Origin of the sequence: Streptomyces sp. RKAG290 (genome assembly GCF_023701695.1) — a bacterium.
Lineage (GTDB): Bacteria > Actinomycetota > Actinomycetes > Streptomycetales > Streptomycetaceae > Streptomyces.
In genome coordinates this window covers 844,902-869,081 of the sequence record NZ_JAJOZC010000001.1, presented here as the reverse complement: position 1 = coordinate 869,081, position 24,180 = coordinate 844,902, and the positions used below count along the sequence as shown (strand labels likewise).

Here is a 24,180-nt window from a genome sequence, read left to right as displayed (position 1 = left end):
GGGCCGGCCGTCCTACCAGCGGTCGCGGTGGATGACGTCCGCCACCGGGCGGCGCCGGACCGGTCCGAAGTTGCCCTGCGGCCACCCGACCGGAACGGCGGCGAAGGTCTGCATGTCCTCGGGGATGCCGAGGGCCTCCTTCCACTCCTGCTCCAGCATCAGGTGCCAGATGGTGACGTTCGCCGCGAGCCCCAGCGCCCGGGCGGCGAGCAGGAGGTTCTGGACGCCGGGATAGACGCAGGAGCCCTCGGCGAGCGCCTGGAAGCGGGTCTGGGTGCCCGTCATGTGCTCGACGCCCGCCGGGCCGAGCGCCTGCGCGTAGGCGAGCAGCCCCTCCTCGTCGAACTGCGGCTCCGGGAACCGGTAGCAGGGCACGATCAGTGCGGGGGTCTCGGCGAAGTGGTCGCGCTGGTACTCGATCGCGGCGACCATCCGGCCGTACGCCGCGTCGTCCATCCCCTTCGGGGCGTGCTTCCCGGTCGTCGCCAGATACGCGTCGACACACCTCTTCCACAGCGGTGCGAGGCGGGCCATCACCTCGCGGTCGGTCACTACGACGTACTCGTAACACTGCATGTTGCCGCCGCTGGGACCCCAGACGGCGGCCTGTATGAGCTGCTCCAGCGTCTCGTCCGGCACGGGTTCCGGCTTGAGGCGCCGCATGGCGCGCATCGTGGACATGGTGGAGAACAGGGCGCGGGCGTCGGTGGCCTGTGTCGATTCGATGTTCATGATCGCGGAGTGTACGGGCGAAGCCCCACCGGGAGGAGGCCCGTTGATCGGCCCGCCGGCCGGAGCCTGCCGACGGGCGGTCTCTCCGCGCGCCCGCCGATTCGTCCCCAGACGTGCACCAGCGGATTCGTACACCTGCCCATCCCCCCACCGCACGGGGGAACGGGGACCGGAGGCGACGCCGACAAGGCGTATAAAGGGTCCCTCCGGACCGGCCGGCGTCCCCCGATGGCACTCACACCCCACGCGGCAAGGCGTCACCGCGTACGACTGCGGAGGAGTGCCCATGAGCACGGCAGACGAGATCAGCACCTTGCTGGTGGCGAACTTCGGAACCGATCCCGTGGCCATCCGCCCCGAAGCGTCGCTCCGTCAACTCAGGCTGGATTCGCTGGCCCTGGAGGAACTGCGGCTCCTCATCGAGGACCGGATGGGCGTCGACCTGGACGACGTCCAGCTGACCTCGCGCGACACCGTCGGCCAACTGGTCGACGCCGTGCACCGCAAGGTGGCGGTATGACCCCTTACCGGCCCGAGCCCTTCGCCGCCGCAGTCACCGGGATCGGTCTCGTCACCGCGGCGGGGGTCGGGACCGCCGCCACCTGGCGCGGGGTGTCCGAGGCCGTCGACGCGCCCTCCGTGCTGCACAGGCCCGAACTGCACGGCCTGCCCTGCGACTTCATGTACACAGTCACCGGCCTCGACACGAGGGCGGTGCTCGGGGTGGCGACCCAGCGGCTCATGGACCGCTTCTCGCAGCTCGCCGTCATCGCCGCCCGCGAAGCCGTCGCCGACGCCGGGCTCGACCCTTCGGTCTGGGACAGCGGCCGCGTCGCCGTCGTCATCGGCTCCGCCCACGGCGGACTGCCCTTCTACGACGAGCAGCACACCGCCCTCACCGAGCGCGGCGCCCGCCGGGTCTCGCCCAAGCTCGCCCCGCTCACCGTCGTCAACGGCGCCGCCAGCAGCGTCGCCACGGACCTCGGCGCGCACGGCCCGAGCCAGGCCGTCTCCACCGCCTGCTCGTCGGGGACCGTGGCCATCGGCACCGCGCACCAGATGCTGCGCACCGGGGCCTGCGACATCGTCGTCGCGGGCGGCGCCGAATCGGTCTGCTCCCGCCTGCTGATCGCCAGCGCCTGCCAGCTGAAGGCGGTCTCCACCCGCCGGGACGACCCCGAGGCGGCCTGCCGCCCCTTCGACACCCACCGCGACGGGTTCGTCGTCGGCGAGGGCGCCGGACTCCTCGTACTGGAACGCCCCGAACACGCGCGTGCCCGGGGCGCCACGGTCCGCGCGCACGTCGCGGGATACGGGGCGTCCAGCGACGCGTACTCCGCCGTCGCACCGGACCCCGGGGGGCTCGGCATCGAACGGGCCCTGCGCACCGCCCTCGCGGACGCCGGGGTCGCCGCCGCGGACATCGGGCACGTCAACGCCCACGGCACCTCGACCGTGTCGAACGACCTGATCGAGGCGGCGATGCTGCGCCGGGTGCTCGGCGATCACCCCCTCGTCACCTCGACGAAGGCCATGACCGGACACACCCTCGGCGCCGCGGGCGGCATCGAGACCGCGCTGACCGTGCTGGCCCTCCAGCACCAACTCGTACCGCCCACCGTCAATCTGGACGCCCCCGACCCGGAGATCCCGATCGAAGTGGTGAGCAAGGAGGCCCGGCCGGGAGCGTTCGACGCGGCCGTCAAGACCTCGCTCGGCTTCGGCGGGCACAACGCCGCACTCGTCCTCACCAGGGCCTGACGGCGCAGCGGACCTAAGGACCGATCACCATGCCCGACGAGATCATCCGGAACCTGTCGGTGCACGGGCTGCGCTACAGCTACCGGATCCTGCCGCAGCCCTCGCCCCGCACCGACCCCGTCATCGTGCTGGGCGGCGCGCTCCAGGGGATGTACGGCTGGCCGCAGATGGACGAGCACCTGGGGGCGCGGGCCCCGGTCATCACCGCCGACCTGCCCGGCATGGGCGGCGCCGACCCACTGGCGCCGGGCACCGGCGACCACATCCTGCACGCGGCGGTCACCGCCATCATCGACGACCTCGGCGTCCCCCGGGTCAACCTCTTCGGCTTCTCCTACGGTGCGTCGATCGCGTTCGGCTGCGCACAGCAGAACCCCGGCCGCATCGCCCGGCTGGTCCTCGGCGGTGTACCGGCCCACATCAGTGAGTCCCAGCGCAGCCACTGGGGCCGCGCGGTCGACCGGCTGGCGGCCGGTGACCTGGAGGGGCTCGCCACCCTGACCGCCGAGGCGCTGATGTGCCTGGACCCGGACCGCACCGTGCACCGCAGGGAACTCGCCCGGCGCTATGTCCGGCGGTCGTTCCTGCACGTGCTCACCCATTCCCCGCACGCCGCGCAGTCGCTGCGCCGGGCCCTGGACCACTGCCCGGACTTCTCCGGCGGGCTGAGCGGTGTGCCCGCGATGGTGTTCGCGGGTGAGCACGACACGGTCACCTCACCGGAACGCCAGCGCGCCTTCGCGGCGACGATCGAGGGCAGCCGGTTCCTGACCATCAGCGAATCCGACCACTGGGTCGTCCTGGAGCGCCCGGACGACGTGGCGGACCTGGCCGCCCGCTTCTTCAGCGATCTCCCGCTGGAGGCGGCGCCCGCCCTGTGGCCCCTTGCCACGCTGCCGCGGCCGCGTGCGGCGGCGCGGGTCCTGCCGCGGACGGGCGGCTGATCCCGCCCGCCCGCGAACGGGATCAGTGGTGGTCGTGGTGCCCGTGGCCGGAGGCGTCGGTGCGCACCCGCACGATCTGCGGGTCGTGGTCACTGGCCTGGTCTGCGAACTCCGCGTTGATGTGCACCACGTCGTAGTCGAGGCGCCGGATGCCGGGGCTCGTCAGGATGTGGTCGAGCGTCTGCGAGTTGCCCTCGTAGACATAGCTGTACTGCTCGTTCGCCGGCAGCGTGGTGATCAGCGGCTTGAGCACCTTGCTGGCGGTGAGTGCGGACATCGTCGGTGAGAACGCGAAGTCGTTCAGGTCGCCGAGTGCGATGACCTGCGCCGACTTGTCCACCGCCAGCAGTGACTTGACGAAGGTGTTGACCTCCGCCGCCTGCTGGACGCGCTTCGTCTCCGAGCTGCGCGACGGCTCCTGGTAGCGGCCGTGCAGCGGCTGGTCGCCGCCCTTGGAGGTGAAGTGGTTGCCGACGACGAACACCGGCTTGCCGTGGAACCGGAACTCGCCGACCAGCGGCTTGCGGCTGTCGGACCAGGCCTCGTTCGCCGGGCTGATCCGGCCCGGCGAGGCCGACAGGGTGACGCCGTGCCTCGTCCGCACCGCCTTCACCGCGGTGGTCGCGTCGCCGCCCGCGCGGTCCACGAAGGAGACCCGGGCAGGGTTGAAGAGGAAGACGTTACGGATGTTGCCGCCGGGCTCGCCGCCGTCCTTGCCGTCCTGCGGGGCGATGTAGCGCCAGGCGTACCGCGGGCCGCCCGCGGCGACGATCGCGTCGGTGAACCGCTTCAGGGTGGCCTCGGAGCCGACCGTGCCGTCGTTGACCGCGCCGTTGTCGTCCTGGATCTCCTCCAGCGACACGATGTCGGGGGCCGACAGGTTGACCGCGACGCCCTTGGCGAGCGTGTCGAACTTGTCCTGCGCGTCGAGCGCGTCCAGGTTCTCCACGTTGTACGTGGCGACGGCGAGTTCGCCGCCCCGCTGCTTCCTGGTGACCTCACGCTTCAGGTGCCGGTCGGTGCGGGTGCCGAGTGCGGTGGCCTGGAGGCTGTAGCCGCCGAAGGAGTCGTAGTCCAGCACGCCGGTGGTCGTGCCGGACAGCACGTCACCGACGTTCGCCACCGGGAGCGGTCGCGCGGGGTCGAGCGACATCACCTTGATCCGGCCGGTGTTCTGGTCGGTGTACGAGGAGTACAGCGTGCCGCCGCGCCGGGTCGGGTTCTGCCGGGGCTCGACGGTCACCCAGACCTCGCCGTACGAGGTGGTCGCGCCCGTGACCCGGGTGTCGGACGCCTGCACCCGGGTGCCTTCGAGCGACTCGTAGAGGTCGAGCGCGTACGCGGCCGGTTCGAGGGGCAGCGCGTCGATCGAGCCGCCGCCCGCCGAGGGGACGTACCCGCGGGGCACCGAGGCCGCGTCGAGCACCGCCGGCGCCGGCAGCGCGTTGCCCTTGGAGAGGACCGTGGTCCTGGGGGCGGTGATCTCGGTGACGGACTGCGTGGTGGCCGACGGGTAGTACTCGTCCACCGTGCCGCTCACGAGCACCGAGTCGCCGACCGCGACCGTCGGGGCGGCGGAGCCGGTGTAGACGAGGACGCCTTCGGACGTACGGGGGTCCGCGTCCGGCGAGGTGTCCTGGATCCAGAAGCCGCGCGAGCCCGTGGTGCGCACCGCGGTGACGACGCCGGGTACCCCGGTCACGGCCTGGCCGTCCAGCGGGGAGACCCGGGTGGTGCCCTGGACGTCGTGCACCCGCACGGTGCCGGGCTCGGTGGGGTTGCCCGGGTCGCCGGGGTCCTCGCCGCCGGACGTCTCGCCGGCCGCGTTCACCGGGGTGGGGGCTGCGGCGGACAGGTCGGCGGCGTTGTCGTCGGTGTCGGCGAGCGAGGCCGCGCGCGCCACGGAGGCGGTCGCGGAGGCGCCCGTCGCCGGTCCGCCGCCCTCCCGGACGACCGCGGAGCCGTAGCCCACGAGGTCGACGACGCGGGTGTCGGCGGCGCAGTCGGCAGCCGTCCTGCACGTCAGCGGGGTGGTGCCGGAGACCAGCGCGACGGTGCCGCTGGCCGCGGACATCGCGACGGTGCCGGTGGCGTCCGGGGTGGGCAGGGCGACGGTGCCGCCGGTGCCCGCGGCCTGGGCCACCAGATAGCGGCCGCCCGGCGCGACGGCACCGGTCAGCGCCGACACCTGCCACAGCGAACCTGCCGACGGCGCACCGGGCAGGTACTGGACGCTGAACCCGGAGAGGTCGTACGGGGCCGAGCCCGCGTTGGCCAGCTCGACGAAGTCGCGGGTGAGGCTCGCGCCCGAGTTCCCGCCGCCGCCGTACACCTCGGAGATCACGGCGGTCGGGGACGGGGCCGCGAATGCGGCGGGCAGCGCGGTCGCCGAGAGGGTCACGGCGACCGCGCCGGCCAGCAGTACGGAACGTGGTGTGGATATGCGCACGGAGACTGCCCCTCAGAGTGTGATGAGGGAGCACAAGCTATGCGCGTAGAACCGGCCATGACAAGGCATCAGAGGTTAATTCCAGAAATCGGCGGCGGCCGCCGGGCCGGGGCGGCCGCACCGTCCGGGCGCGGCGACGCCGTTCACAGCCGCGCCGGATGCCCGCCATGCCGCCGCAACACCCGGGCAACATCCCGCCGGGGCGCGGGTGTCCATGATGCGGCAAGGGTTTGACCGGGTTGAGCCGGTCCGGCTACCTTGCGCGACATGCAGCGATCCGCACACCTGACGACGCGAGGTCATATCGACCTGAAGCGCGTGTGCTCCGCCGTGTGTCCTCAGGCCTGAGAGCACCACGCCCGCGCGACCCGGCGCAGGGACGGCACACCCGCCCCGCACCATCGCCCCGGTCCCCGCAGGGTGACTCTCCACCGGAACGCAGCGCCTCCCCGGCCCCCGGCCGGCGGCGGACTGCCACGAGCTCCGTACGTACCGGAGCACGCACCGCGTCACCCGCTGCCATCGAGGACCTGGAAGACACTGTGAAGAGTCTGTCTGCGCCCGGCCGTCGCCCCGCCCCGCTGCGCCGCTCCGACATACCCGCCACCGCACCCGCCCGCCGCCTTGCGGGCACCGGGTCGGTGTTCGGGGCGATCCTCGACCACGGACCGGTCGCCCGCTCCACCGTCGCCCGGCTGACCGGCCTCTCGCCCGCCTCGGTGACCGGGCACGTCGGTCAGCTGCTGGCCCGCGGGCTGGTCCGGGAGAGCGCCGAGACCGTAGGCCCCAGGGGGCTCGGGCGGCCGCACATCCCCGTCGAGATCGACACCGGCCGATACCTGGTGGCCGGGGTGCACATCGCCGTCGCCCACTCCACCGTGTCCCTGATGGACCTGCGCGGCCGGATCGTGGCCGAGGACCGGCAGCCGCACCGCACCACCGATCCACGCCGGATGCTCGGCGAACTCGCCGCCCGGCTGCCCCGGCTGACCGCGGAGCACGCCGGCGGGCGCACCGTGCTCGCCCTGGGTTTCGCGACCGGGCACCGGGTCGACCCCGAGGCCGGGGTGATCGTGGAACATCCGCAGCTCGGCTGGCGCGACGTCCCGGTCCGCGACATCCTCTCCGCGGCCACCGGGCTGCCGGTCCACGTGGACAGCCACTCCCGGGCGTTGGCGCGGGCGGAGCAGCTGTTCGGCGAGGAGTCGACCCGGACCAGTACCGTCCTGTTGTTCGTCGGCGCGGTCGTGGACGCGGCCTTCGCCACCGAGGGGGCCATGCACCGGGGCCCGCGCTCGGGAGCGGGCAGCGTGGCGCATCTGCCCCTCGGCGCCGGGGGACGGGCGGTGCCGAACCCTGTTCCTGCGGCCGGACCGGCTGCCTCCAGTCGGAGGTGTCGGAGCGCGCCATGGTGCGGCGCGCCGCCGAGAAGGGCCTGGTCGTCGGATCGTTCCCGGAGCTGCTGGAGCGGGCCCTTGCCGGTGATCCGCGGGCCGTGGCGCTGTTCCGGCGCCGGGCGCGTCTGGTGGGCCGGGCCGCGGCCCTCCTGCTCGACATGTTCGACCCCGAGGTGCTCGTCGTCGTCGAGCCGGGGGCCGGCCGGATCCCGGAGTGCCTGGCCGACCTGCGGGCGGAGGTGGCGGAGCGGTCCTGGGTCTGTGACGATCCGGAGCGGGCCGTGGTGCCGACCAGCTTCACCGGCTCCGTCCTGGCCACGGCCGGGGGAGCGGTGGCGCTCGGCGCGCTGTACACCGACCCGCTCGGCCCCTGGCCGGCGCTGCCCGCGGTCTCCTGACGCCTCCTCACCCTCGGCCGATCCCGTAACCGACTTAATTCAGGCAGTTGCATTGTTGACCGGGCGCGAAGCCGAACGGGATGATGGATTCATGACCAGCCAGCAGCGGATTTCAGGGAGCGCCTCCTCGGTGACGCGCTCGTGCTGCCCGGTCGCGCCGTCGGCTCTCTCCGCCCGGCTCCTGTGTTGTAGCCCCTGTCCGGGCCTCCGGTAATCACCTGCTGAATTCCGGCGGACGATTCGCGCCGACGCGCGTCCTGCCGAATTCGCCCTGCTGAATTCGATGGCCCTGTCCGGCCTGCCATTTTCCGTGCGCCTGCCGCATTTTCCTGCCCCTTTTCAGCTTTCCATCTCGGGAGAGACGTTGACCGTCACCGTGTCCTCATACCGGGCCCCTGCCGCGGCCGCCGCGACGGGCGTGGCCCCGGACCGCTTCAAGCAGGCTTTCCGCCGCTACCCCGCCGGAGTCGTGGTCGTCACCGCCGACGCGGGCCACGGCCCCGTCGGATTCACCGCCACCTCGCTCAGTTCGCTCTCGCTGGACCCGCCGCTCGTGTCGTTCGGGATCGGCACCACCACCTCGTCGTGGCCGCACATCGAGCGGGCCCGCACGAGCGTCGTGAACTTCCTCGGCGCCGAACAGCACTCGCTGGCAACCACCTTCGCCACCAGCGGCATCGACCGGTTCGCCGCTCCCACCCGCTGGCGGCGCCTCCCGGAGGGGGAGCCGGTGCTCGAAGGCGTGGCCGGCTGGCTGCGGCTGGAGACCGAGCAGCTGGTCCCGGCCGGCGACCACCGCATCGTCATAGCCCGGGTGGTGGACGCATGGCTCGACGAGGGGCGCAGTCCGCTGCTCTTCCACGACGGCTCCTACCACTCCCTCTGAAACCTGCGCCGTCGACGACTACTGATCGGGAATTCACCATGGCACGCCACGACACATACCGGACCGTCGGTCGCAGGTCCTTTCTCGCACTCACCGGTGGAGCGATCATCGGGGGCCTTGCCGCCTGCTCGCCGCAGGCCGAAACGGCGGCGAGTGCGGAGCCCGCGGGGAAACTCCCCTCGGGAGCTCCACCGCCCGGCACGAAACTCTCCATAGCCGTCCGCACCACACGGCTCCAGCTCAAGCCCGCCGGATTGCAGAAGGACCTCTCGTTCTCCGTTCCACAATGGCCGAACCTCAATGCAGGTCCCGATATCATCCAGGGATTCCGGGCCCATTCCATCGACCTCGCGGTCAACGCCGGAATTCCGCCGATCCAGGCCCACGCCATCGGTGTCGGAGCGAAGATCGTCGCCGTGCAGGTGCGCAACAACCCGTCGTACGTGTTCGCGACCGCGCCCGGCTCGGACATCAAGGCCGTGGACGACTTCCGCGGCAAGAAGATCGGCTTCTCGCAGGGCCAGGCACAGGGTGTCGTCGTACTGCGCGCACTGAAGCAGGCGGGCATCGACAACAAGGACGTCGAACTGGTCGCGCTGCCCAGCACCCAGTTCCTCACCGCCCTGCAGTCCAAGCAGGTCGACGTGGCCCCGCTCGGCGAGCCCACCCTCACCAAGTACCTCACCCAGTACGGGAAGGACGGGGCGCGCGGGGTGAAGACCGACGTCGTGGACCTGCTCACGGTCCTCTGGGCACCCAACGAGGTGCTGAACGACCGGGCCAAGGCGGCCGCCGTCCGCAGCTTCATCCCGCTGTGGGCCCGCGGTCTGACCTGGGCCTGGGAGAACGGCGACGAGTGGATCGACACGTACTACGTCAAGGACCAGGGCGTCTCACGCGAGGACGGCAAGCGCATCGTCGCCTCCCTGCACGAACCGCAGTTCCCGGTGAGCTGGGACAAGGCGATCGCGTGGGAGCAGGAGACCGCCGACCTGATGGCCGCGGGCGGCTTCGTGCCGAAACAGGACGTCACCGAGCTGTTCGACCGCCGCTTCGAGGGGCTGGCGGCCAAGGCCGTACCGGCCCGTTATCGGGAGACGTCATGACCGAACTGCTGACGAACACCCGCGCGGCCGGCCGGGTCGCGACCGCCGCGCCCGAGAGGGCCGGCAAGGCACCCGACGGGCGGGCACCCGCGCCGAAGCCGGCCACGCCCCGCACCACCCGCAGGCGGCTGGGCCCCGGCCGGGCCGTTCCCTTCGGCCGGCTGATCGGCCCGGTGCTGGTCATCGCCCTCTGGTGGTTCGCCTCCGCCATCGGCTACCTCGACCCCCGCATCCTGTCCGGGCCAGGCACGGTGATCTCCACCGCGTCGGACCTCATCTCCAGCGGCCGCCTCCAGGACAACGTCCTCATCTCGCTGCAGCGCGCCGGACTGGGACTGTTCTTCGGAGTGAGCGCCGGAGTCGTCCTCGCCGTCGCCGCCGGACTGAGCCGCACCGGCGAGTACCTGCTGGACGGCCCGCTCCAGATCAAGCGCGCCATCCCGTCGCTCGCCATGCTCCCGCTGCTGATCCTCTGGCTCGGCATCGGCGAGCAGATGAAGGTCACCGTGATCGCGCTCGGCGTCGCGGTGAACATGTACATCAACACGTACTCCTCGCTCACCGGCATCGACAGCCGCTACGTCGAGCTGGCCGAGGGACTGGACCTGAGCCGACAGCAGTTCGTCCGCAAGGTCGTCATCCCCGGCTCACTGCCCGGCTTCTTCGTCGGACTGCGCCTCGGTGTCACGGCGTCCTGGCTCGGGCTCATCGTCGTGGAGCAGATCAACGCCACCAGCGGCATCGGTTACATGATGTTCCAGGCCCAGCAGTACGCCCAGTCCGACGTGATCATCGTGGGCCTGGTGGCCTACGGGATCTTCGGCTTCGCATCGGACGCGGCGGTACGCGCCGTCGAGAGGAGGGTCCTGTCATGGCGACGCACTCTGGCGGGCTGACCCACACCCGCGACGGGGCCGGCAAGGCGGCCGTCGCGGAACACCCCGCGGTACGCACCAGGCAACTGGTGCGCAGGTTCGGTGACCGGAAGATCCTCAAGGAGCTCGATCTCACGATCGCTCCCGGGGAGTTCACCGCCCTGCTCGGCCGCAGCGGCTCCGGCAAGTCCACCCTGCTGCGGGCCGTCGCCCGGCTCGATCACACCGTCGAGGGCTCGGGCGAACTCACCGTCCCCGACCGGGTCTCGCTCTCCTTCCAGGACTCCCGGCTGCTGCCCTGGCTGCGGGTCATCGACAACGTCGTCCTCGGCCTGCGCGGCCCCAGGGCCCGCGAACGCGGCCTCACCGCACTGGCCGAGGTCGGTCTCGACGGCCGCGACCGGTCCTGGCCGCACGAGCTGTCCGGCGGCGAACAGCAGCGCGCCGCCCTGGCCCGCGCCCTGGTCCGCGAACCCGAACTGCTGCTTGCGGACGAGCCGTTCGGCGCCCTGGACGCCCTCACCCGGATCAAGATGCACGGCCTGCTGCGCGAGCTCTACGAACGCCACCGTCCCGCGGTGCTGCTGGTCACCCACGACGTCGACGAGGCCATCGAACTCGCCGACCGGGTGCTCGTCCTGGAGGACGGCCGGATCTCCGTCGACCTCATCGTCGACCTGCCCACCCCGCGCTCCCGCCGCGACACCCGGTTCCAGGAGTACCGCGACACGCTGCTCGACGCCCTCGGCGTGACCCAGCCCCGTTCCGAAGCGAAGGAAGCCCATGTCCAGCACGCCTGACCGCAAGCAGCTGCACCTCAACGCGTTCCTCATGTCCACCGGCCACCACGAGGCTTCCTGGCGGCTGCCCGAGAGCCCGGCCGAGGCCAACTCCGACATCGAGCACTACAAGAACCTGGCCCGGATAGCCGAACGCGGCAGGCTGGACTCGCTGTTCCTCGCCGACAGCCCCGTCCTGATGGGCGACCCCGGCCGGCGCCCCGCCGCCAAGCTGGAGCCCACCGTCCTGCTGACCGCGCTCGCCGGGGCCACCAGCCGCATCGGCCTCATCGCCACCGCGTCGACCAGCTACAACGAGCCGTACAACCTGGCGCGCCGGTTCGCCTCGCTGGACCACGTCTCCGGCGGCCGGGCGGGCTGGAACATCGTCACCACCGCGGGCGCCGACGCGGCCCGCAACTTCGGCCTCGACGACACCCCGCTGCACCACGACCGCTACCGGCGCGCCGGTGAGTTCGTCGAGGTGTCGACCAAGCTCTGGGACAGCTGGGCGGACGACGCCGTGATCGCCGACAAGGAACGCGGCGTCCACGCCCTGGCCGAGCGGGTGCGCAGGATCGAGCACAACGGCGAGTTCTTCCGCGTCGACGGACCGCTGAACGTACAACGCCCGCCGCAGGGGTATCCCCTGCTCGTACAGGCCGGGTCGAGCGAGGACGGCAAGGACTTCGCGGCCCGGTACGCGGAGGCGGTGTTCACCGCCCAGCAGACCCTGGAGGAAGGCATCGCCTTCTACAAGGACGTCAAGCAGCGTGCCGAGGCCATCGGCCGCAACCCAGACGGCATCAAGATCCTCCCCGGCATCGTGCCCGTCATCGGCGACACCGAGGCCGAGGCCCTGGCGCTGGACGCCGAGCTGGAGAACCTCATCGTCCCCGAGTACGCCAAGCGGCAGCTCGCCCAGCGGCTGAAGATCGCCCCCGACGACCTGGACCTCGACGCGGAGCTCCCCCAGGACATCCCCACCGAGGACGAGATCGAGGGAGCCAAGAGCCGCTACACCCTCATCGTGGAGCTCGCCAGGCGCGAACGCCTGACCGTACGCCAGCTCATCGCCCGGCTCGGTGGCGGCCGCGGCCACCGCACCTTCGCCGGCACCGCCGAGCAGGTCGCCGACACCATCGAGCACTGGTACGACAGCGGGGCCGCCGACGGCTTCAACATCATGCCCGCCGTCCTCCCCTCCGGCCTGGAGATCTTCGTCGACCGGGTGGTGCCGATCCTCCAGGAGCGCGGCCTGTTCCGCACCGAGTACACCGCGAGCACCCTGCGCGGGCACTACGGACTGCCGCGGCCCGCCAACCGGCTGTTCGAGACCGTCGACCGCAGCGAGGGCCACTTCGGCATCGGTCTGGCGGAGGCCCGGTGACGGACTGTCCGAACCCGGAAACCGGTACGCCCCCGCAGCCGCCGCCCGGATGGGCGCGGCGGCTGCTGGACTACTGCCTGCGGCACCGCACCGATCTGCTCCTGGCCTTCGGCGCCGCCGTGGTCGCCGCCGTCGCCACCGCCACCCTGCCGCTCGTGCTGCGGCACGTGGTGGACGGGGTGGCGGCCGGCACCACCGCCTCACTCGCCCCCTGGACCGTGCTGCTCGCCGCGCTCGGCGCCGTCCGCTTCGGCGCGAGCTTCACCCGCCGCTACCGCTCAGGCCGGCTCTCCCTCGGGGTGCAGTACGACCTCCGCAACGACGCGTTCGCCGCGCTGCTCCGGCTCGGCGGCGCCCAGCAGGACGACCTGCGCACCGGACAGGTGGTGAGCCGGTCCATCTCCGACATCACCCTCATCCAGACCCTCCTGCAGTTCCTGCCCAACCTCACCGGCAACGCGCTGATGTTCCTCTTCTCGCTGGTCTTCATGGCGGTGCTGTCACCGCTGCTGACCGTCGTGGCACTGGTCGTCGGCCCGCTGCTCTGGCTGATCGCGCTGCGCAGCCGCCGTGACCTCTTCCCCGCCAACTGGCACGCCCAGCAGGAGGCCGCCGAGGTCGCCTCCACCGTGGAGGCGACCGTCACCGGCGTCCGGGTGGTGAAGGGCTTCGGGCAGGAGCAGCGCGAGCTGGCCGGACTCGAACAGCGCGCCCGCCACCTGTTCGCCTCCCGGCTGCGGGTCGTCCGCTTCACCAGCCGCTACAACCCGGCGCTCCAGGCGGTCCCCGCACTCGGCCAGGTCGCCGTGCTCGCACTCGGCGGCTGGATGGCCCTGCACGGCCGGATATCACTGGGCACCTTCCTCGCCTTCACCACCTACCTCGGCTCCTTCGTCACCCCGGTGCGCCAGGTGGCGACCCTGCTCACCGTCTGGCAGCAGGCCCGGGCCGGCGCGGAGCGGGTCCTGGAGGTCGTCGACGAGGCACCGGTGATCACCGACACACCCCGGGCCAGGGAACTGCCGGACGAGCCGCCGGCCCTCGCCTGGCGCAACGTCACCTTCGGCTACGGGGACGGCGAACCGCTCCTGGACGACTTCACCCTGGACATCCACCCCGGCGAGACCCTCGCCCTGATCGGCCCGGCCGGCTCGGGCAAGTCCACCGCTGCGGCCCTGCTGCCCAGGTTCTACGACGTGCCGTCCGGATCGGTGCGGGTGGGCGGCAGCGACGTCCGCGACCTCACCCTCGCCTCCCTGCGCTCCCGGATCGGCTACGTCTTCGAGGAGAGCCTGCTGCTCTCCGACACCGTGCGCGCCAACATCGCCTACGGCGTACCGGACGCCACCGACGAGCGGATCCGCGCGGCCGCCCGGATCGCCCGCGCGGACGAGTTCATCGAACGGCTTCCGCAGGGGTACGACACCGTGGTCGGCGAGCAGGGCCTCACCCTCTCCGGGGGCCAGCGCCAGCGCATGGCCCTGGCCCGCGCACTGATCGGCGACCCGGCCGTGCTGGTCCTGGACGACGCCACGTCGGCCATCGACGCCCGGGTGGAGGCCGAGATCCACCACCGGCTCCGGGAGGACGACCGCCGCCGCACCACCCTGATCGTCGCGCACCGCCGCTCGACGCTGGAACTCGCCGACCGCGTCGCCATCCTCGACGGCGGACGGATCACGGACACCGGGACGCCCGCCGAACTCAGCGCGCGATCCGCGCTGTTCCGCAGCCTTCTGTCGACGGACGAAACCCCAGGCGCCGCGCCCCTCCCCGACCCCGGTGGGGCAGCGGGGCGCACCACCGCGCACCTGTGGCGCCGCCCCGAGGGGAGCGGGGGAGAACTCACGGAGGGGACCGCCGTCCGGGCCGCCCAGGCACTGGCCGAGGCCGCCGCGACCGCCGGGCCCGGACGGGCCGGCCCCGGCGGCGGAGTGCTCGGCTCGGCACCGCCCAGTCCCGAACTCATCGCCGCGCTGGCCAGGATCCCGCTGCCCGCCGCCGACCCCGAGGTCCCCACCGGCCAGGCCGTCGCCGCCGAGGCGGACTTCGGCCTCGCCGCCCTGCTGCGGCCCTTCCGGCGGCCGCTGCTCCTGGGCCTGCTGCTCGTCGCCCTCGACGCCGCCGCCCAGATCACCGTGCCGGTACTGGTCCGGCAGGGGGTGGACCAGGGAGTGGCCCACCGGGCCGGAGCCGTCCTGCTGGCCGCCGCGGCGGCCGCCGCCGTCGTGGTGGCCGCGAACTGGCTGATCGGGGTGGCCCAGGTGCGCACCACCGGCCGCACCGGTGAACGCCTCCTCTACACCCTGCGCGTGAAAACCTTCGCGCAGCTCCAGCGGCTCGGCCTCGACTACTACGAGCGCGAGCTCGGCGGCCGGATCATGACCAGGATGACCACCGACGTCGACGCCCTGTCGAACTTCTTGCAGACGGGCCTGATCACCGCCGTGGTGAGCCTGCTGACAGTACTCGGCGTGCTGGTCAGCCTGCTGGTGATCGACGCGGAACTGGCCCTGGTGCTGCTCGCCGCGCTGCCGCTGCTGATCGTGGCCACCGCGGTCTTCCGCCACTACTCCGTGCCCGCCTACCGCGAGGCCCGGGAGCGGATCAGCGCCGTCAACGCCTGCCTGCAGGAGAACGTCACCGCGATCCGGGTCACCCAGGCCTTCCGCCGCGAGAGCCGCAACGCCGCCGACTTCGCCGCACTCGCCTGGTCCTTCCGGGACTCCAGGCTGCGGGCCCAGCGCTACATGGGCACGTTCTTCCCGTTCGTCGAGTTCCTCGGCACGCTCTCCTCGGCGGCCGTGCTCACCGTCGGTGCCGGTCAGGTCCGCTCGGGGGAGCTGAGCGCGGGAACACTCATCGCCTTCCTGCTCTACGTCGAACTGTTCTTCTCACCCATCCAGCAGCTCTCCCAGGTCTTCGACGGCTACCAGCAGGCCGTCGTCGGCCTCGGCCGGCTCCGCGGCCTGATGCGCACCCCCGCCGGCACGCCGCCCGCGAAGGACGCCCGGCCGGTTCCCGCCCTGCGCGGCGAGGTCGAGTTCGACTCGGTCTCCTTCGGATACGCGGGAGGCGGCGGCCGGCAGGTCCTGCACGGGGTGTCCCTGCGCATCGCACCGGGGGAGACCGTCGCCCTGGTCGGTGCCACCGGGGCGGGGAAGTCGACCGTCGTGAAGCTGCTCGCCCGGTTCTACGACCCGTCCGCCGGCACCGTCCGGGTGGACGGGCACGATCTGCGCGAGCTCGACCTGCCCGGATTCCGCCGCAGGCTCGGCGTGGTCCCGCAGGAGGCCCACCTGTTCAGCGGCACCGTCCGCGACGCCATCGCCTACGGGCGCCCCGACGCCACCGACACCGAAGTGGAACAGGCGGCCCGCGCCGTCGGCGCCCACGAGATGGTCGCCGGGCTTCGGCTGGGCTACCTCCAGCAGGTGGGGGAGCGCGGCCGTAACCTCTCCGCCGGGCAACGCCAGCTGCTCGCACTGGCCCGTGCCGAACTCGTCGACCCGGACGTCCTGTTGCTCGACGAGGCCACCGCCTCGCTGGACCTCGCCACCGAACGCAGGGTGGCCGCGGCCACCGAGGTGCTGTCCCGCCGCCGTACCACCGTCGTCGTCGCCCACCGGCTGACCACGGCGGTCCGCGCCGACCGGGTGGTGGTGCTCGACGCGGGGACCGTCGTCGAGACCGGCACCCATACCGAACTGCTCGCCGCCCACGGCCCCTACCGACGGCTGTGGGACGCCTTCCGGGAGACCGGCCACTCGGTGCCGGTCGACCACCTGAATGTCAGTGAACTCGTCAAGGAGAACGCAGGATGACGGAGTACCGCGATTTCGGCCGCACGGGTGTGAAGGTCAGCCCGCTGTGTCTGGGCACCATGATGTTCGGTGCCCGGGGCAACACGGACCACGACGACAGCATCCGGATCATCCACCACGCCCTGGACTCGGGCATCAACTTCGTCGACACCGCCGACGTCTACTCCGCCGGTGAGTCCGAGACCATCGTCGGCAAGGCCCTGGCCGGCGGCCGCCGGGACAACGTCGTCCTCGCCACCAAGTTCCACGGCAGCCTCGGCAGCGACCCCAACGAGCAGGGCAACAGCCGCCGTTGGATCATCCGGGAGGTGGAGAACAGTCTGCGCCGGCTCGGTACCGACTGGATCGACCTCTACCAGGTGCACCGCCCCGAGCCCGGCACCGACTTCGACGAGACCCTCGGTGCCCTGTCCGACCTGGTCCACCAGGGCAAGATCCGCTACATCGGTACGTCCACCTTCGAGCCGTCCGCCATCGTCGAGGGACAGTGGACCGCACAGCGCCGCGGCCGCGAACGCGTCGTCGCCGAACAGCCCCCGTACTCGCTGCTCGCCCGCGGCATCGAGCGTGAGGTGCTGCCGACGGCCCGGCGGTACGGTCTGGCGGTGCTGTCCTGGAGCCCGCTGGCCGGCGGCTGGCTCTCCGGCCGCTACCGCAAGGGGGCCGAGCAGCCCGGCTCCAGCCGGGCAGAGCGGCAGGCCGACCGGTTCGACATCGCCTCCACGGAGAACGCCGCCAAGCTCGACGCCGCCGAGGCGCTCGCCCAGCTGGCCGACGAGGCCGGGCTCACCCTCGTACAGCTCGCCCTGGCCTTCGTGCTGGAGCACCCGGCCGTCACCTCCGCGATCATCGGTCCGCGGACCTTCGAGCAGTTGACGAGCCAGCTGGGTGCGGACCGGGTACGGCTGAGCCAGGACGTGCTGGACCGGATCGACAAGATCGTGCCGCCGGGGACCAACCTCTCCTCCCGCGACGCCGGTTACCACCCGGCCGAGCTCACCGACCCGGCACTGCGCCGCCGTTCACGGCCGGGCGTGTAGGTCAGGCGGTCGGGACCCGGTCCAGGAATCCGCTGACCGAGCCGATCCGTCCGTCGTCGGCGAGGGTGATCACGTCCGAGCCGGCGACGGGCGCCGAGCCGTCGGCCGCGGCGACCAGCTCCCAGCTGAAGCGGGCCAGGGCATGGTGCCCGTCGACGGCGCCCGACAGCTGGAAGGAGAAGCCGGGGAACTGCTGCTGCGCGCCACCGATGGCGGCCGCCAGCGCCTCGTGTCCCCGTACGTCGGCCAGCGGGTCGGTGTAGCCGGCGTCCTCGGTGAACGCCGCGGCGACGGCCTTGTCCAGCTCCTCGGGGCTGGCGTTCCAGGCGGCGAAGTAGCGCTGGACGGCCTCGTCGTATGCGGTCATCGTGCGGTCCTCTCGTCGGCCCCGGCCGGGGGCCGAGTGCGCTTGTCCTTCTGAGGAACACGATGTCCGACGTACCCCGGAGGCGTCGATTACCTCCGGGGTAAGGGGATCAGGGCCGGTCAGCGACGGTGCTCGTCCAGGAACCCGAGCAGCGCGGTGTTCAGCTCCTCGGCATGGGTCCAGCTGATGTTGTGCGGACCGCCCGGGATCTCCACCAGACGGCTGTCGCGGATGAGGTCCGGCAGCCGCCGCCCGGTGGAGTCGATGGGCAGGATGCGGTCCTCGTCGCCCTGCACGACCAGCGTCGGTACGTCGTTCTTCGGCAGGTCGTCGCGGAAGTCGGTCAGCCACGTCGGTACGCACGCCAGCGTGGCGTGGGCCGAGGCGTCCGCCGCGACGTTCCACTGGAGCCGCAGCGCCTGGTCGCTGATCCTGGTGCCGCCGAGCTTGTCGGTGTTGTTGAAGGCGTCGAGGAAGTCCGTCAGATAGCCGGGCCGGTCCCGCTCGATGGCGCTCATGATCCCGTCGAAGACGCTTTGGTCGACGCCTTCGGGGTTGTCGTCCGCCTTCAGCAGGAACGGCGGCACGGGGGCCACCAGCACCGCCAGGCCGACCCGCCGGGAGCCGTGGTTGCCGAGGTAGCGGGTGACCTCCCCGGTCCCCATGGAGAACCCGGTCAGCACCACGTCCTCCAGGTCGAGCGTCTCCAGTACGGCGCTCAGGTCCGCGGCGAACGTGTCGTAGTCGTATCCGGTGGTGGGCCTGCTCGACCGGCCGAAGCCGCGCCGGTCGTAGGTGATCACGCGGTACCCGGCGCCGAGCAGGACCGGGAGCTGCTTCTCCCACGACGCCCCGCTCAGCGGGAACCCGTGGATCAGGACGACGGGCCTGCCCGCCCCGTGGTCCTCGTAGTACAGCTCGATGTCGGCGGAGTTCTCCCGGCCGACGGTGATGTACGGCATGTCGCTCTCCCAAGGTCCGGTGGTGCCGCGCGGACGGGCCGGGGGCGGCCGGGGGCGCGCGGCGGGTCCCCTGACCACGCTGACGGCTACGCCTGGGGGTCCGCGATGACGTGCATGGCCGCTTCCTCGGCGGATGCCGCGGCTCCGTCGACGCCGACGTCCTCGCCCGCCATGCTGTCCGGCTCGTCCAGGTCCAGCTCCCGGGTGAGCCGTCCGGCGCGCACGGTCCCGACCTCGGCGTCCCAGGGCTCGCCGTCCCCGTCGGACTTGTCGCCCACGCCGTCGCCGGCCGGGTCGGCGGCCTCGGGCAGCTCCCGGGCCAGCCGGCTGTCCAGCGTCTCCCCGCTGTGCTGCTCGGACGCGGTGGTGCCCCGGTCCTCCACCGCCCACGGCCGCTCGGGCGGGGAGTACCCCTCGTCGAGGGCGTCGGTGAGGCGGCGGTTGTCCAGGGTGTCTTCCACGTCGAGCAGGTCGGCGGGGTCAGAGGCCTCCGGCTGCTGGGGCTGGTAGACGTCGTCGCCCCGGTCGGCATCCTTCATGATGAGTCCCTTCCCGATGTCGGGGATCCCGGTCATGCCTACCGTACGACGCGGGAGAAGGCGGCATAACAGCCCAAGTGCCTTCGAACTTCCCGTACCCCTTCAGGATAGGTGGCCGGAGGGCGGGCCTGCAGCCGTGCGGCTCCGGCGGGCGGGTGCGGCCGGTCTGAGAGACGATGGAAGGTGCTGGCCAAAGCAGAGCGCACACGCAGGGAGACCGGCAGGGAGAGGCGTCATGGAATACCCGGAGAGCTACCAGCTGGTGTTTCAGTCGTCCGCGGTGCAGGACGACACGGTGACCGTCCGGCGGACGGCCAGGTCCGGCGCCGGCGGATACCCGGTATACGAGGACGAGACCGGGATCGTCCGCGCGGAGATCAGCGAGCGGGGCGAGGTACGCATGCTCGCCAGCGGCGGGCACCAGCTCCTCGGCACCCCGCTGGTGGTGCGGGAACCGACCGTGTGAGCCCGCGGCCCGTCGAAGGGCCCGTGAGCCGCCGCGCCCGCGGGTGAACCGGCATCCTCCCGGCAGGAACGCCCCGGGAGGATGTGGCCATGACCCCACCGTTTCCGCTTCCGCTCGCGGGCATCACCGTCGTCAGCCTGGAACAGGCTGTCGCGGCGCCCTTCGCCACCCGTCAGCTGGCCGACCTCGGCGCCCGCGTCATCAAGGTCGAGCGTCCCGGCGGCGGTGACTTCGCCCGCCGCTACGACACCACCGTGCACGGCCAGGCGAGCTATTTCGTCTGGCTCAACCGCTCCAAGGAGTCGCTGACGCTGGATCTCAAAGCACCCGAGGGGCGCGAGATCCTCGACGAACTCCTCGCCGGCGCCGATGTGTTCGTGCAGAACCTCGCCCCGGGCGCGGCCGACCGGATGGGACTGGGCGCGGCCGAGCTCCAGGCCCGTCACCCCTCCCTCATCCCCTGCACGGTCAGCGGCTACGGCACCAGCGGTTCGTGGTCCGGACGCAAGGCGTACGACCTCCTGATCCAGTGCCAGACCGGGCTGCTCTCCCTCACCGGCTCGCCCGACGAACCCGCCCGCTCGGGCATCTCCGTCGCGGACATCGCCGGCGGGATGTACGCCTACAGCGGCATCCTGTCCGCCCTCTTCACCCGGGCCACCACCGGCCGGGCCCCCACCGTGGAGATCTCCCTCTTCGACGCGCTCGCCGAGTGGATGAGCCAGCCCGCGTACTACACGCGCTACGGCGGCACCCAGCCGCCGCGGGTCGGCGCACAGCACGCCACCATCGCCCCGTACGGCCCGTTCACCGCCGCGGACGGCAAGGACGTGATGCTCTCCGTCCAGAACGAACGGGAGTGGGCCGCCCTGTGCGCCACCGTCCTCGGCCGGCCGGAACTCGTCGACGAGCCCCGGTTCGCCACCGGCCCGGACCGGGTCGCCCACCGCGAGGAGCTCAACGCGATCGTCGCCGCACGGTTCGCCCGCCTCGGCAGCGAGGAGGGCATGGAGCTCCTGGAGGCGGCGGGCATCGCCCACGCCGGCGTGAACTCCGTCGCGGAGTTCCTTGAGCATCCGGCACTCGCGGAGCGCGAGCGCTGGCGCGATATCTCCGTGCCCGGCGCCCCGGGCCCGGTGCAGGCGCTCCTGCCGCCGGTGGACCTCGGCGGGGTCACCCCGCGCATGGACCCGGTCCCGGCGGCGGGCCGGCACACCGCGCAGATCCTCGCCGGCCTGGGCCGCGGCCCCGCCGACATCGAGCGCCTGTGCGCCCGGGGAGTCGTGGACCGCCCGGACCCGTATCACGTGGACACGTCCGGAGACATCGTGCCGGGGCAGGACAATTCATCTTGAGGCGTCAAACACTTGGTCGAAATTTTGCCCCTGGTGGGCTGGATGCGGAGGACACCAGGCACACTCAAGCTGTAGGAATCTCGCCACGAAGAGGATCACGCATGATCACGTTGAAGAAGGAAGACGGCCCGGCGGATCTGGACGGGGTGACCCATCTGTCCATCGGGGTGTCCTGGGATCCGACTGTCGGCGCCAGTGGCGGCCTGATCGGGAAGCTCCGCCAGAAGAAGGGCACCGACCTCGACCTCATCGCCATCGCGATGCAGGGCGCGGAGCCGGTGCGACTGGCCGGGCTGGACTCCCTGGACCCGCTGGGCAACGGCTCGCTGGCGCACAGCGGCGACAACCAGACCGGGCGTGGTGACGGCGACGACGAGACCGTGACCGTCGACTTCGGCCGGGTGCCGACCAACATCACCTCCATCGTCTTCATCGCCGCCGCGTACAAGAAGCACAGCTCCTTCCAGAGCGCGCGCAACATCAGCTTCAAGGTCTACGACGCGACGGGCGGCACCACCCAGCAGGTCGCCGACATCTGGCCGAGCCTGCTCAGCAACGACAACGGCTGCGCCGTGGCCAAGGCGTTCCGCGTCGGCGGGAGCTGGAAGCTCGAGGTGATCAACGAGACCGGCAAGATCAAGCAGGGCGACGAGCAGGCCCTGATGCGTTTCGCCGTGAGCAAGTAGGCGGCAGCCGGAAGCGAGTTCCTTGACCCGGCCCCGTCCTGTACGCCCAGTGGTCACTTCACCCGGCGCACACGGGACGGGGCCGTGGCGTTGCCGGAGGCCAGCGGTGAACGCGCCAGTTCGACACAGCCCGCGGCGATCAGGGCGAGCGCCAGCAGTTCGGGGACCAGCCACCAGCCGGTGCGCAGCTCCTCGCCGAACAGGGTCACCCCGTACAGGACGCTGATCATGGCGTCGCCCAGGGTCAGGCACGGCTGGACCGCCACCAGCGTGCCCGCCTGGAGGGCGTTCTGGAGGAGGAAGAGCGCGCCGACGCCCGCCGTGGCGGTGGCGTAGAGCTGCCAGGACCCGAGGAGCGCCACCACCCCGTCACCGTCGCTGAGCCGCGCCATGGCGTCCTTCATGAGCGCCGCGGTGAGCGCGTACCCGGCGGCGGCGGCCAGGCCGAGCAGGGCGGCCCGGGGGTTGCCGCGGGTGGCGAGCGCCCCCGCGATCAGGGCCGCCTCGAAGAGGCCGGTCAGGAGCAGTGCCGGAATCCAGGCCGCCCCGTGCACCGTCGCGGTGCCGCCGCCCGGTGCGGCCGAGGCCATGCCGAGGGCCAGCCCGGCCGTCACGGCGGCCACCGAGAACCAGACCGCCCGGGGCAGCCGCACCCGCATCACGAACCCCGCCATGAGCAGCGTCGCGGGCAGTTCGATCACGAAGATCGGCTGGACCACCGCGATCGGCCCGGTGGCCAGCGCCACCGCCTGGCAGACGGCCGCGACGACCACCAGGGCGATCCCCGCGAGCCACACCTTCTGGCGCAGCAGATGGCCGATCAGCGACACCCGCATCGCTTCGCTGTCGGGGACGTTGAGGGCGGCGCGGCGCTGCAGGACGGAGGCGGCGCCGTTGCTGAGGGCGGTCAGGACGGCGAACAGGACGCTGATCACCGGTCCATGATGCGGGCGGCGGCCGCCCGAACCCGGGTCCCGCCGCCCTGCGGCATGGCGGCCCACGACAGGTGCGAGCGGGGCTGCGCAATCAGGACAGGATCCGGCCGCATGGCCGCGTAGCGTGCCTACCATGGCCGTGAAGAAGAAGACCTCCGCAGCTGCCGTCCCCGCAGTGCTCTCGCCGCGGGCCCTCGGGCGCGCGACCCTGGAGCGCCAACTGCTGCTGCGCCGCGGCGCGATGTCCGCCAGGGACGCGGTGGCGCACCTCGTCGGACTCCAGGCGCAGAACACCAAGCCGCCGTACTACCAGCTCCTGGCCAGGCTGGAGGGGTTCGACCCGGCCGAGCTCGCCGCGCTGATGGAGTCCCGCGAGGTGGTCCGCATCGTCACGCTGCGCTCCACCATCCACACCCACACCGCGGACGACGCCCTCAGCCTGCGCCCCCTCGTCCAGGCGGCCCGCGACCGGGAGCTGAGGATGTTCCGGAAGCGGCTCGTGGGCGTGGACCTGGACCGGCTGCGGGACCTCGCCAGGGCGTACCTGGAGGAGGCGCCCCGCACTCCGAAGGAGATCCGCGAGACGCTGCTCACCGAGTGGCCGGAGGCGGACCCGCAGGCGCTGACCGTGGCCGCCCGCTGTGTGCTGCCACTGGTCCAGGTCACCCCGCGGGGGTGTGGGGAAAGAGCGGCCAGGTCGCACTGACCACCGCCGAGCACTGGCTCGGCCGGACCTCCGGGCCGGTGCCCGCGCCCGACGCCACCGTGCTGCGCTACCTCGGCGCCTTCGGGCCCGCTTCGGTGAAGGACATGCAGATGTGGGCCGGCCTGACCCGGCTGCGGGAGGTCTTCGAACGGCTCCGCCCGCAACTGGTCACCTTCAGGGACGAGAACGGCGTCGAGCTCTTCGACCTGCCCGACGCCCCGCGCCCCGACGAGGACACCCCCGCCCCGCCGCGCCTCCTGCCGGAGTTCGACAACGTGCTGCTCGGCCACGCGGACCGCACCCGCGTCATCCCGCCACGGTTCAAGGGGCGCAACGGCGTGGGCAACCAGACCTACGGGAGCGTGCTGGTCGACGGCTTCCTCGCCGCGCTCTGGCGGCTGGACGCGGGACGGGGCGGCGCGCCGACGGTTGTCACCGTGCAGGGGCTGCGCCGGCTCGGCGCGGCCGAGCGCGACGCCGTCACCGAGGAGGCCGTGGCCATGCTCCGGGTGATGACGCGGGCCACCACCGACGGCAGCGGATACGACATCCGCTTCGCCGAGTTCCTCGACTTCGGCTGACG

The 24,180-nt window shown here is 72.1% G+C and carries 19 protein-coding genes and 2 pseudogenes; 15 read left to right on the top strand and 6 right to left on the bottom strand.

Going from position 1 to position 24,180, the window contains the following annotated elements:
• Positions 1 to 12 precede the first annotated feature (12 nt).
• On the bottom strand, positions 13 to 732 hold the full coding sequence (locus LNW71_RS03720; RefSeq protein ID WP_250966906.1) for a nitroreductase family protein: 720 nt from the start codon (positions 730 to 732) through the stop codon (positions 13 to 15).
• Between the two features lie 286 nt (positions 733 to 1,018).
• On the opposite strand from LNW71_RS03720, the gene LNW71_RS03715 reads away from it, so the two are divergent.
• From LNW71_RS03715 to LNW71_RS03705, 3 genes are read left to right on the top strand one after another with little or no spacing between them, the layout of a single operon-like run.
• Positions 1,019 to 1,252, top strand: a complete 234-nt coding sequence (locus tag LNW71_RS03715) for an acyl carrier protein (RefSeq protein ID WP_250966905.1) — start codon at positions 1,019 to 1,021, stop codon at positions 1,250 to 1,252.
• On the top strand, positions 1,249 to 2,493 hold the full coding sequence (locus tag LNW71_RS03710) for a beta-ketoacyl-[acyl-carrier-protein] synthase family protein (RefSeq protein WP_250966904.1): 1,245 nt from the start codon (positions 1,249 to 1,251) through the stop codon (positions 2,491 to 2,493). The genes LNW71_RS03715 and LNW71_RS03710 overlap by 4 nt, the downstream gene beginning before the upstream one ends.
• A 29-nt stretch (positions 2,494 to 2,522) precedes the next feature.
• The gene (locus tag LNW71_RS03705) at positions 2,523 to 3,437 is read left to right on the top strand and encodes an alpha/beta fold hydrolase (RefSeq protein ID WP_250966903.1); all 915 of its coding nucleotides are present in this window, start codon (positions 2,523 to 2,525) and stop codon (positions 3,435 to 3,437) included.
• 22 nt (positions 3,438 to 3,459) lie between these two features.
• On the opposite strand, the gene LNW71_RS03700 is transcribed toward LNW71_RS03705, so the two are convergent.
• On the bottom strand, positions 3,460 to 5,886 hold the full coding sequence (locus LNW71_RS03700) for an endonuclease/exonuclease/phosphatase family protein (protein ID WP_250966902.1): 2,427 nt from the start codon (positions 5,884 to 5,886) through the stop codon (positions 3,460 to 3,462).
• A gap of 542 nt (positions 5,887 to 6,428) precedes the next feature.
• Here LNW71_RS03700 and LNW71_RS03695 point away from each other — a divergent pair.
• The 8 genes and pseudogenes from LNW71_RS03695 (at position 6,429) to LNW71_RS03660 (ending at position 17,581) form a co-directional block, all read left to right on the top strand.
• Positions 6,429 to 7,681, top strand: a pseudogene (locus LNW71_RS03695) (ROK family protein).
• 364 nt (positions 7,682 to 8,045) lie between these two features.
• The gene (locus tag LNW71_RS03690; RefSeq protein WP_250966901.1) at positions 8,046 to 8,567 is read left to right on the top strand and encodes a flavin reductase family protein; all 522 of its coding nucleotides are present in this window, start codon (positions 8,046 to 8,048) and stop codon (positions 8,565 to 8,567) included.
• 38 nt (positions 8,568 to 8,605) lie between these two features.
• A complete protein-coding gene (locus tag LNW71_RS03685) occupies positions 8,606 to 9,673 on the top strand; it encodes an ABC transporter substrate-binding protein (protein ID WP_250966900.1) in 1,068 nt (355 codons plus the stop codon).
• A complete protein-coding gene (locus tag LNW71_RS03680; protein ID WP_250966899.1) occupies positions 9,670 to 10,569 on the top strand; it encodes an ABC transporter permease in 900 nt (299 codons plus the stop codon). Before LNW71_RS03685 ends, LNW71_RS03680 begins: the two co-directional genes overlap by 4 nt.
• Positions 10,545 to 11,348, top strand: a complete 804-nt coding sequence (locus LNW71_RS03675; protein ID WP_250966898.1) for an ABC transporter ATP-binding protein — start codon at positions 10,545 to 10,547, stop codon at positions 11,346 to 11,348. Before LNW71_RS03680 ends, LNW71_RS03675 begins: the two co-directional genes overlap by 25 nt.
• Complete coding sequence (locus tag LNW71_RS03670) at positions 11,332 to 12,717, top strand: LLM class flavin-dependent oxidoreductase (protein ID WP_250966897.1); 1,386 nt, start codon at positions 11,332 to 11,334, stop codon at positions 12,715 to 12,717. The genes LNW71_RS03675 and LNW71_RS03670 overlap by 17 nt, the downstream gene beginning before the upstream one ends.
• Positions 12,714 to 16,541 (top strand): ABC transporter ATP-binding protein, encoded by a 3,828-nt coding sequence (locus LNW71_RS03665; RefSeq protein WP_250966896.1) that lies wholly within the window; start codon positions 12,714 to 12,716, stop codon positions 16,539 to 16,541. Before LNW71_RS03670 ends, LNW71_RS03665 begins: the two co-directional genes overlap by 4 nt.
• On the top strand, positions 16,538 to 17,581 hold the full coding sequence (locus LNW71_RS03660) for an aldo/keto reductase (RefSeq protein WP_250966895.1): 1,044 nt from the start codon (positions 16,538 to 16,540) through the stop codon (positions 17,579 to 17,581). Before LNW71_RS03665 ends, LNW71_RS03660 begins: the two co-directional genes overlap by 4 nt.
• A 1-nt stretch (position 17,582) precedes the next feature.
• Here LNW71_RS03660 and LNW71_RS03655 read toward each other — a convergent pair whose 3' ends face one another.
• The 3 genes from LNW71_RS03655 to LNW71_RS03645 form a co-directional block, all read right to left on the bottom strand.
• The gene (locus LNW71_RS03655; RefSeq protein ID WP_250966894.1) at positions 17,583 to 17,948 is read right to left on the bottom strand and encodes a nuclear transport factor 2 family protein; all 366 of its coding nucleotides are present in this window, start codon (positions 17,946 to 17,948) and stop codon (positions 17,583 to 17,585) included.
• A gap of 119 nt (positions 17,949 to 18,067) precedes the next feature.
• Positions 18,068 to 18,910 carry an alpha/beta fold hydrolase gene (locus LNW71_RS03650; protein WP_250966893.1) on the bottom strand — a complete coding sequence of 281 codons (843 nt, stop codon included), beginning with the start codon at positions 18,908 to 18,910 and terminating at the stop codon, positions 18,068 to 18,070.
• Positions 18,911 to 18,996: 86 nt separating this feature from the next.
• Entirely contained in the window at positions 18,997 to 19,449 is a 453-nt protein-coding gene (locus LNW71_RS03645) for a DUF5709 domain-containing protein (protein ID WP_250971889.1), read from the bottom strand.
• Positions 19,450 to 19,684: 235 nt separating this feature from the next.
• Between LNW71_RS03645 and LNW71_RS03640 the strand changes: the two genes are divergently transcribed.
• The 3 genes from LNW71_RS03640 to LNW71_RS03630 all read left to right on the top strand — a co-directional run bounded on the left by LNW71_RS03640 (position 19,685) and on the right by LNW71_RS03630 (position 21,956).
• A complete protein-coding gene (locus tag LNW71_RS03640) occupies positions 19,685 to 19,915 on the top strand; it encodes a DUF6296 family protein (protein WP_250966892.1) in 231 nt (76 codons plus the stop codon).
• A gap of 89 nt (positions 19,916 to 20,004) precedes the next feature.
• Positions 20,005 to 21,270: a CaiB/BaiF CoA-transferase family protein gene (locus LNW71_RS03635; RefSeq protein WP_250966891.1), complete on the top strand. Its 1,266-nt coding sequence runs from the start codon at positions 20,005 to 20,007 to the stop codon at positions 21,268 to 21,270.
• A gap of 101 nt (positions 21,271 to 21,371) precedes the next feature.
• Entirely contained in the window at positions 21,372 to 21,956 is a 585-nt protein-coding gene (locus LNW71_RS03630; RefSeq protein ID WP_250966890.1) for a TerD family protein, read from the top strand.
• Between the two features lie 53 nt (positions 21,957 to 22,009).
• On the opposite strand, the gene LNW71_RS03625 is transcribed toward LNW71_RS03630, so the two are convergent.
• Positions 22,010 to 22,891 carry a DMT family transporter gene (locus LNW71_RS03625; RefSeq protein ID WP_250966889.1) on the bottom strand — a complete coding sequence of 294 codons (882 nt, stop codon included), beginning with the start codon at positions 22,889 to 22,891 and terminating at the stop codon, positions 22,010 to 22,012.
• Positions 22,892 to 23,024: 133 nt separating this feature from the next.
• Between LNW71_RS03625 and LNW71_RS03620 the strand changes: the two are divergent.
• Positions 23,025 to 24,178: pseudogene (locus tag LNW71_RS03620) on the top strand (winged helix DNA-binding domain-containing protein).
• Positions 24,179 to 24,180 lie beyond the last annotated feature (2 nt).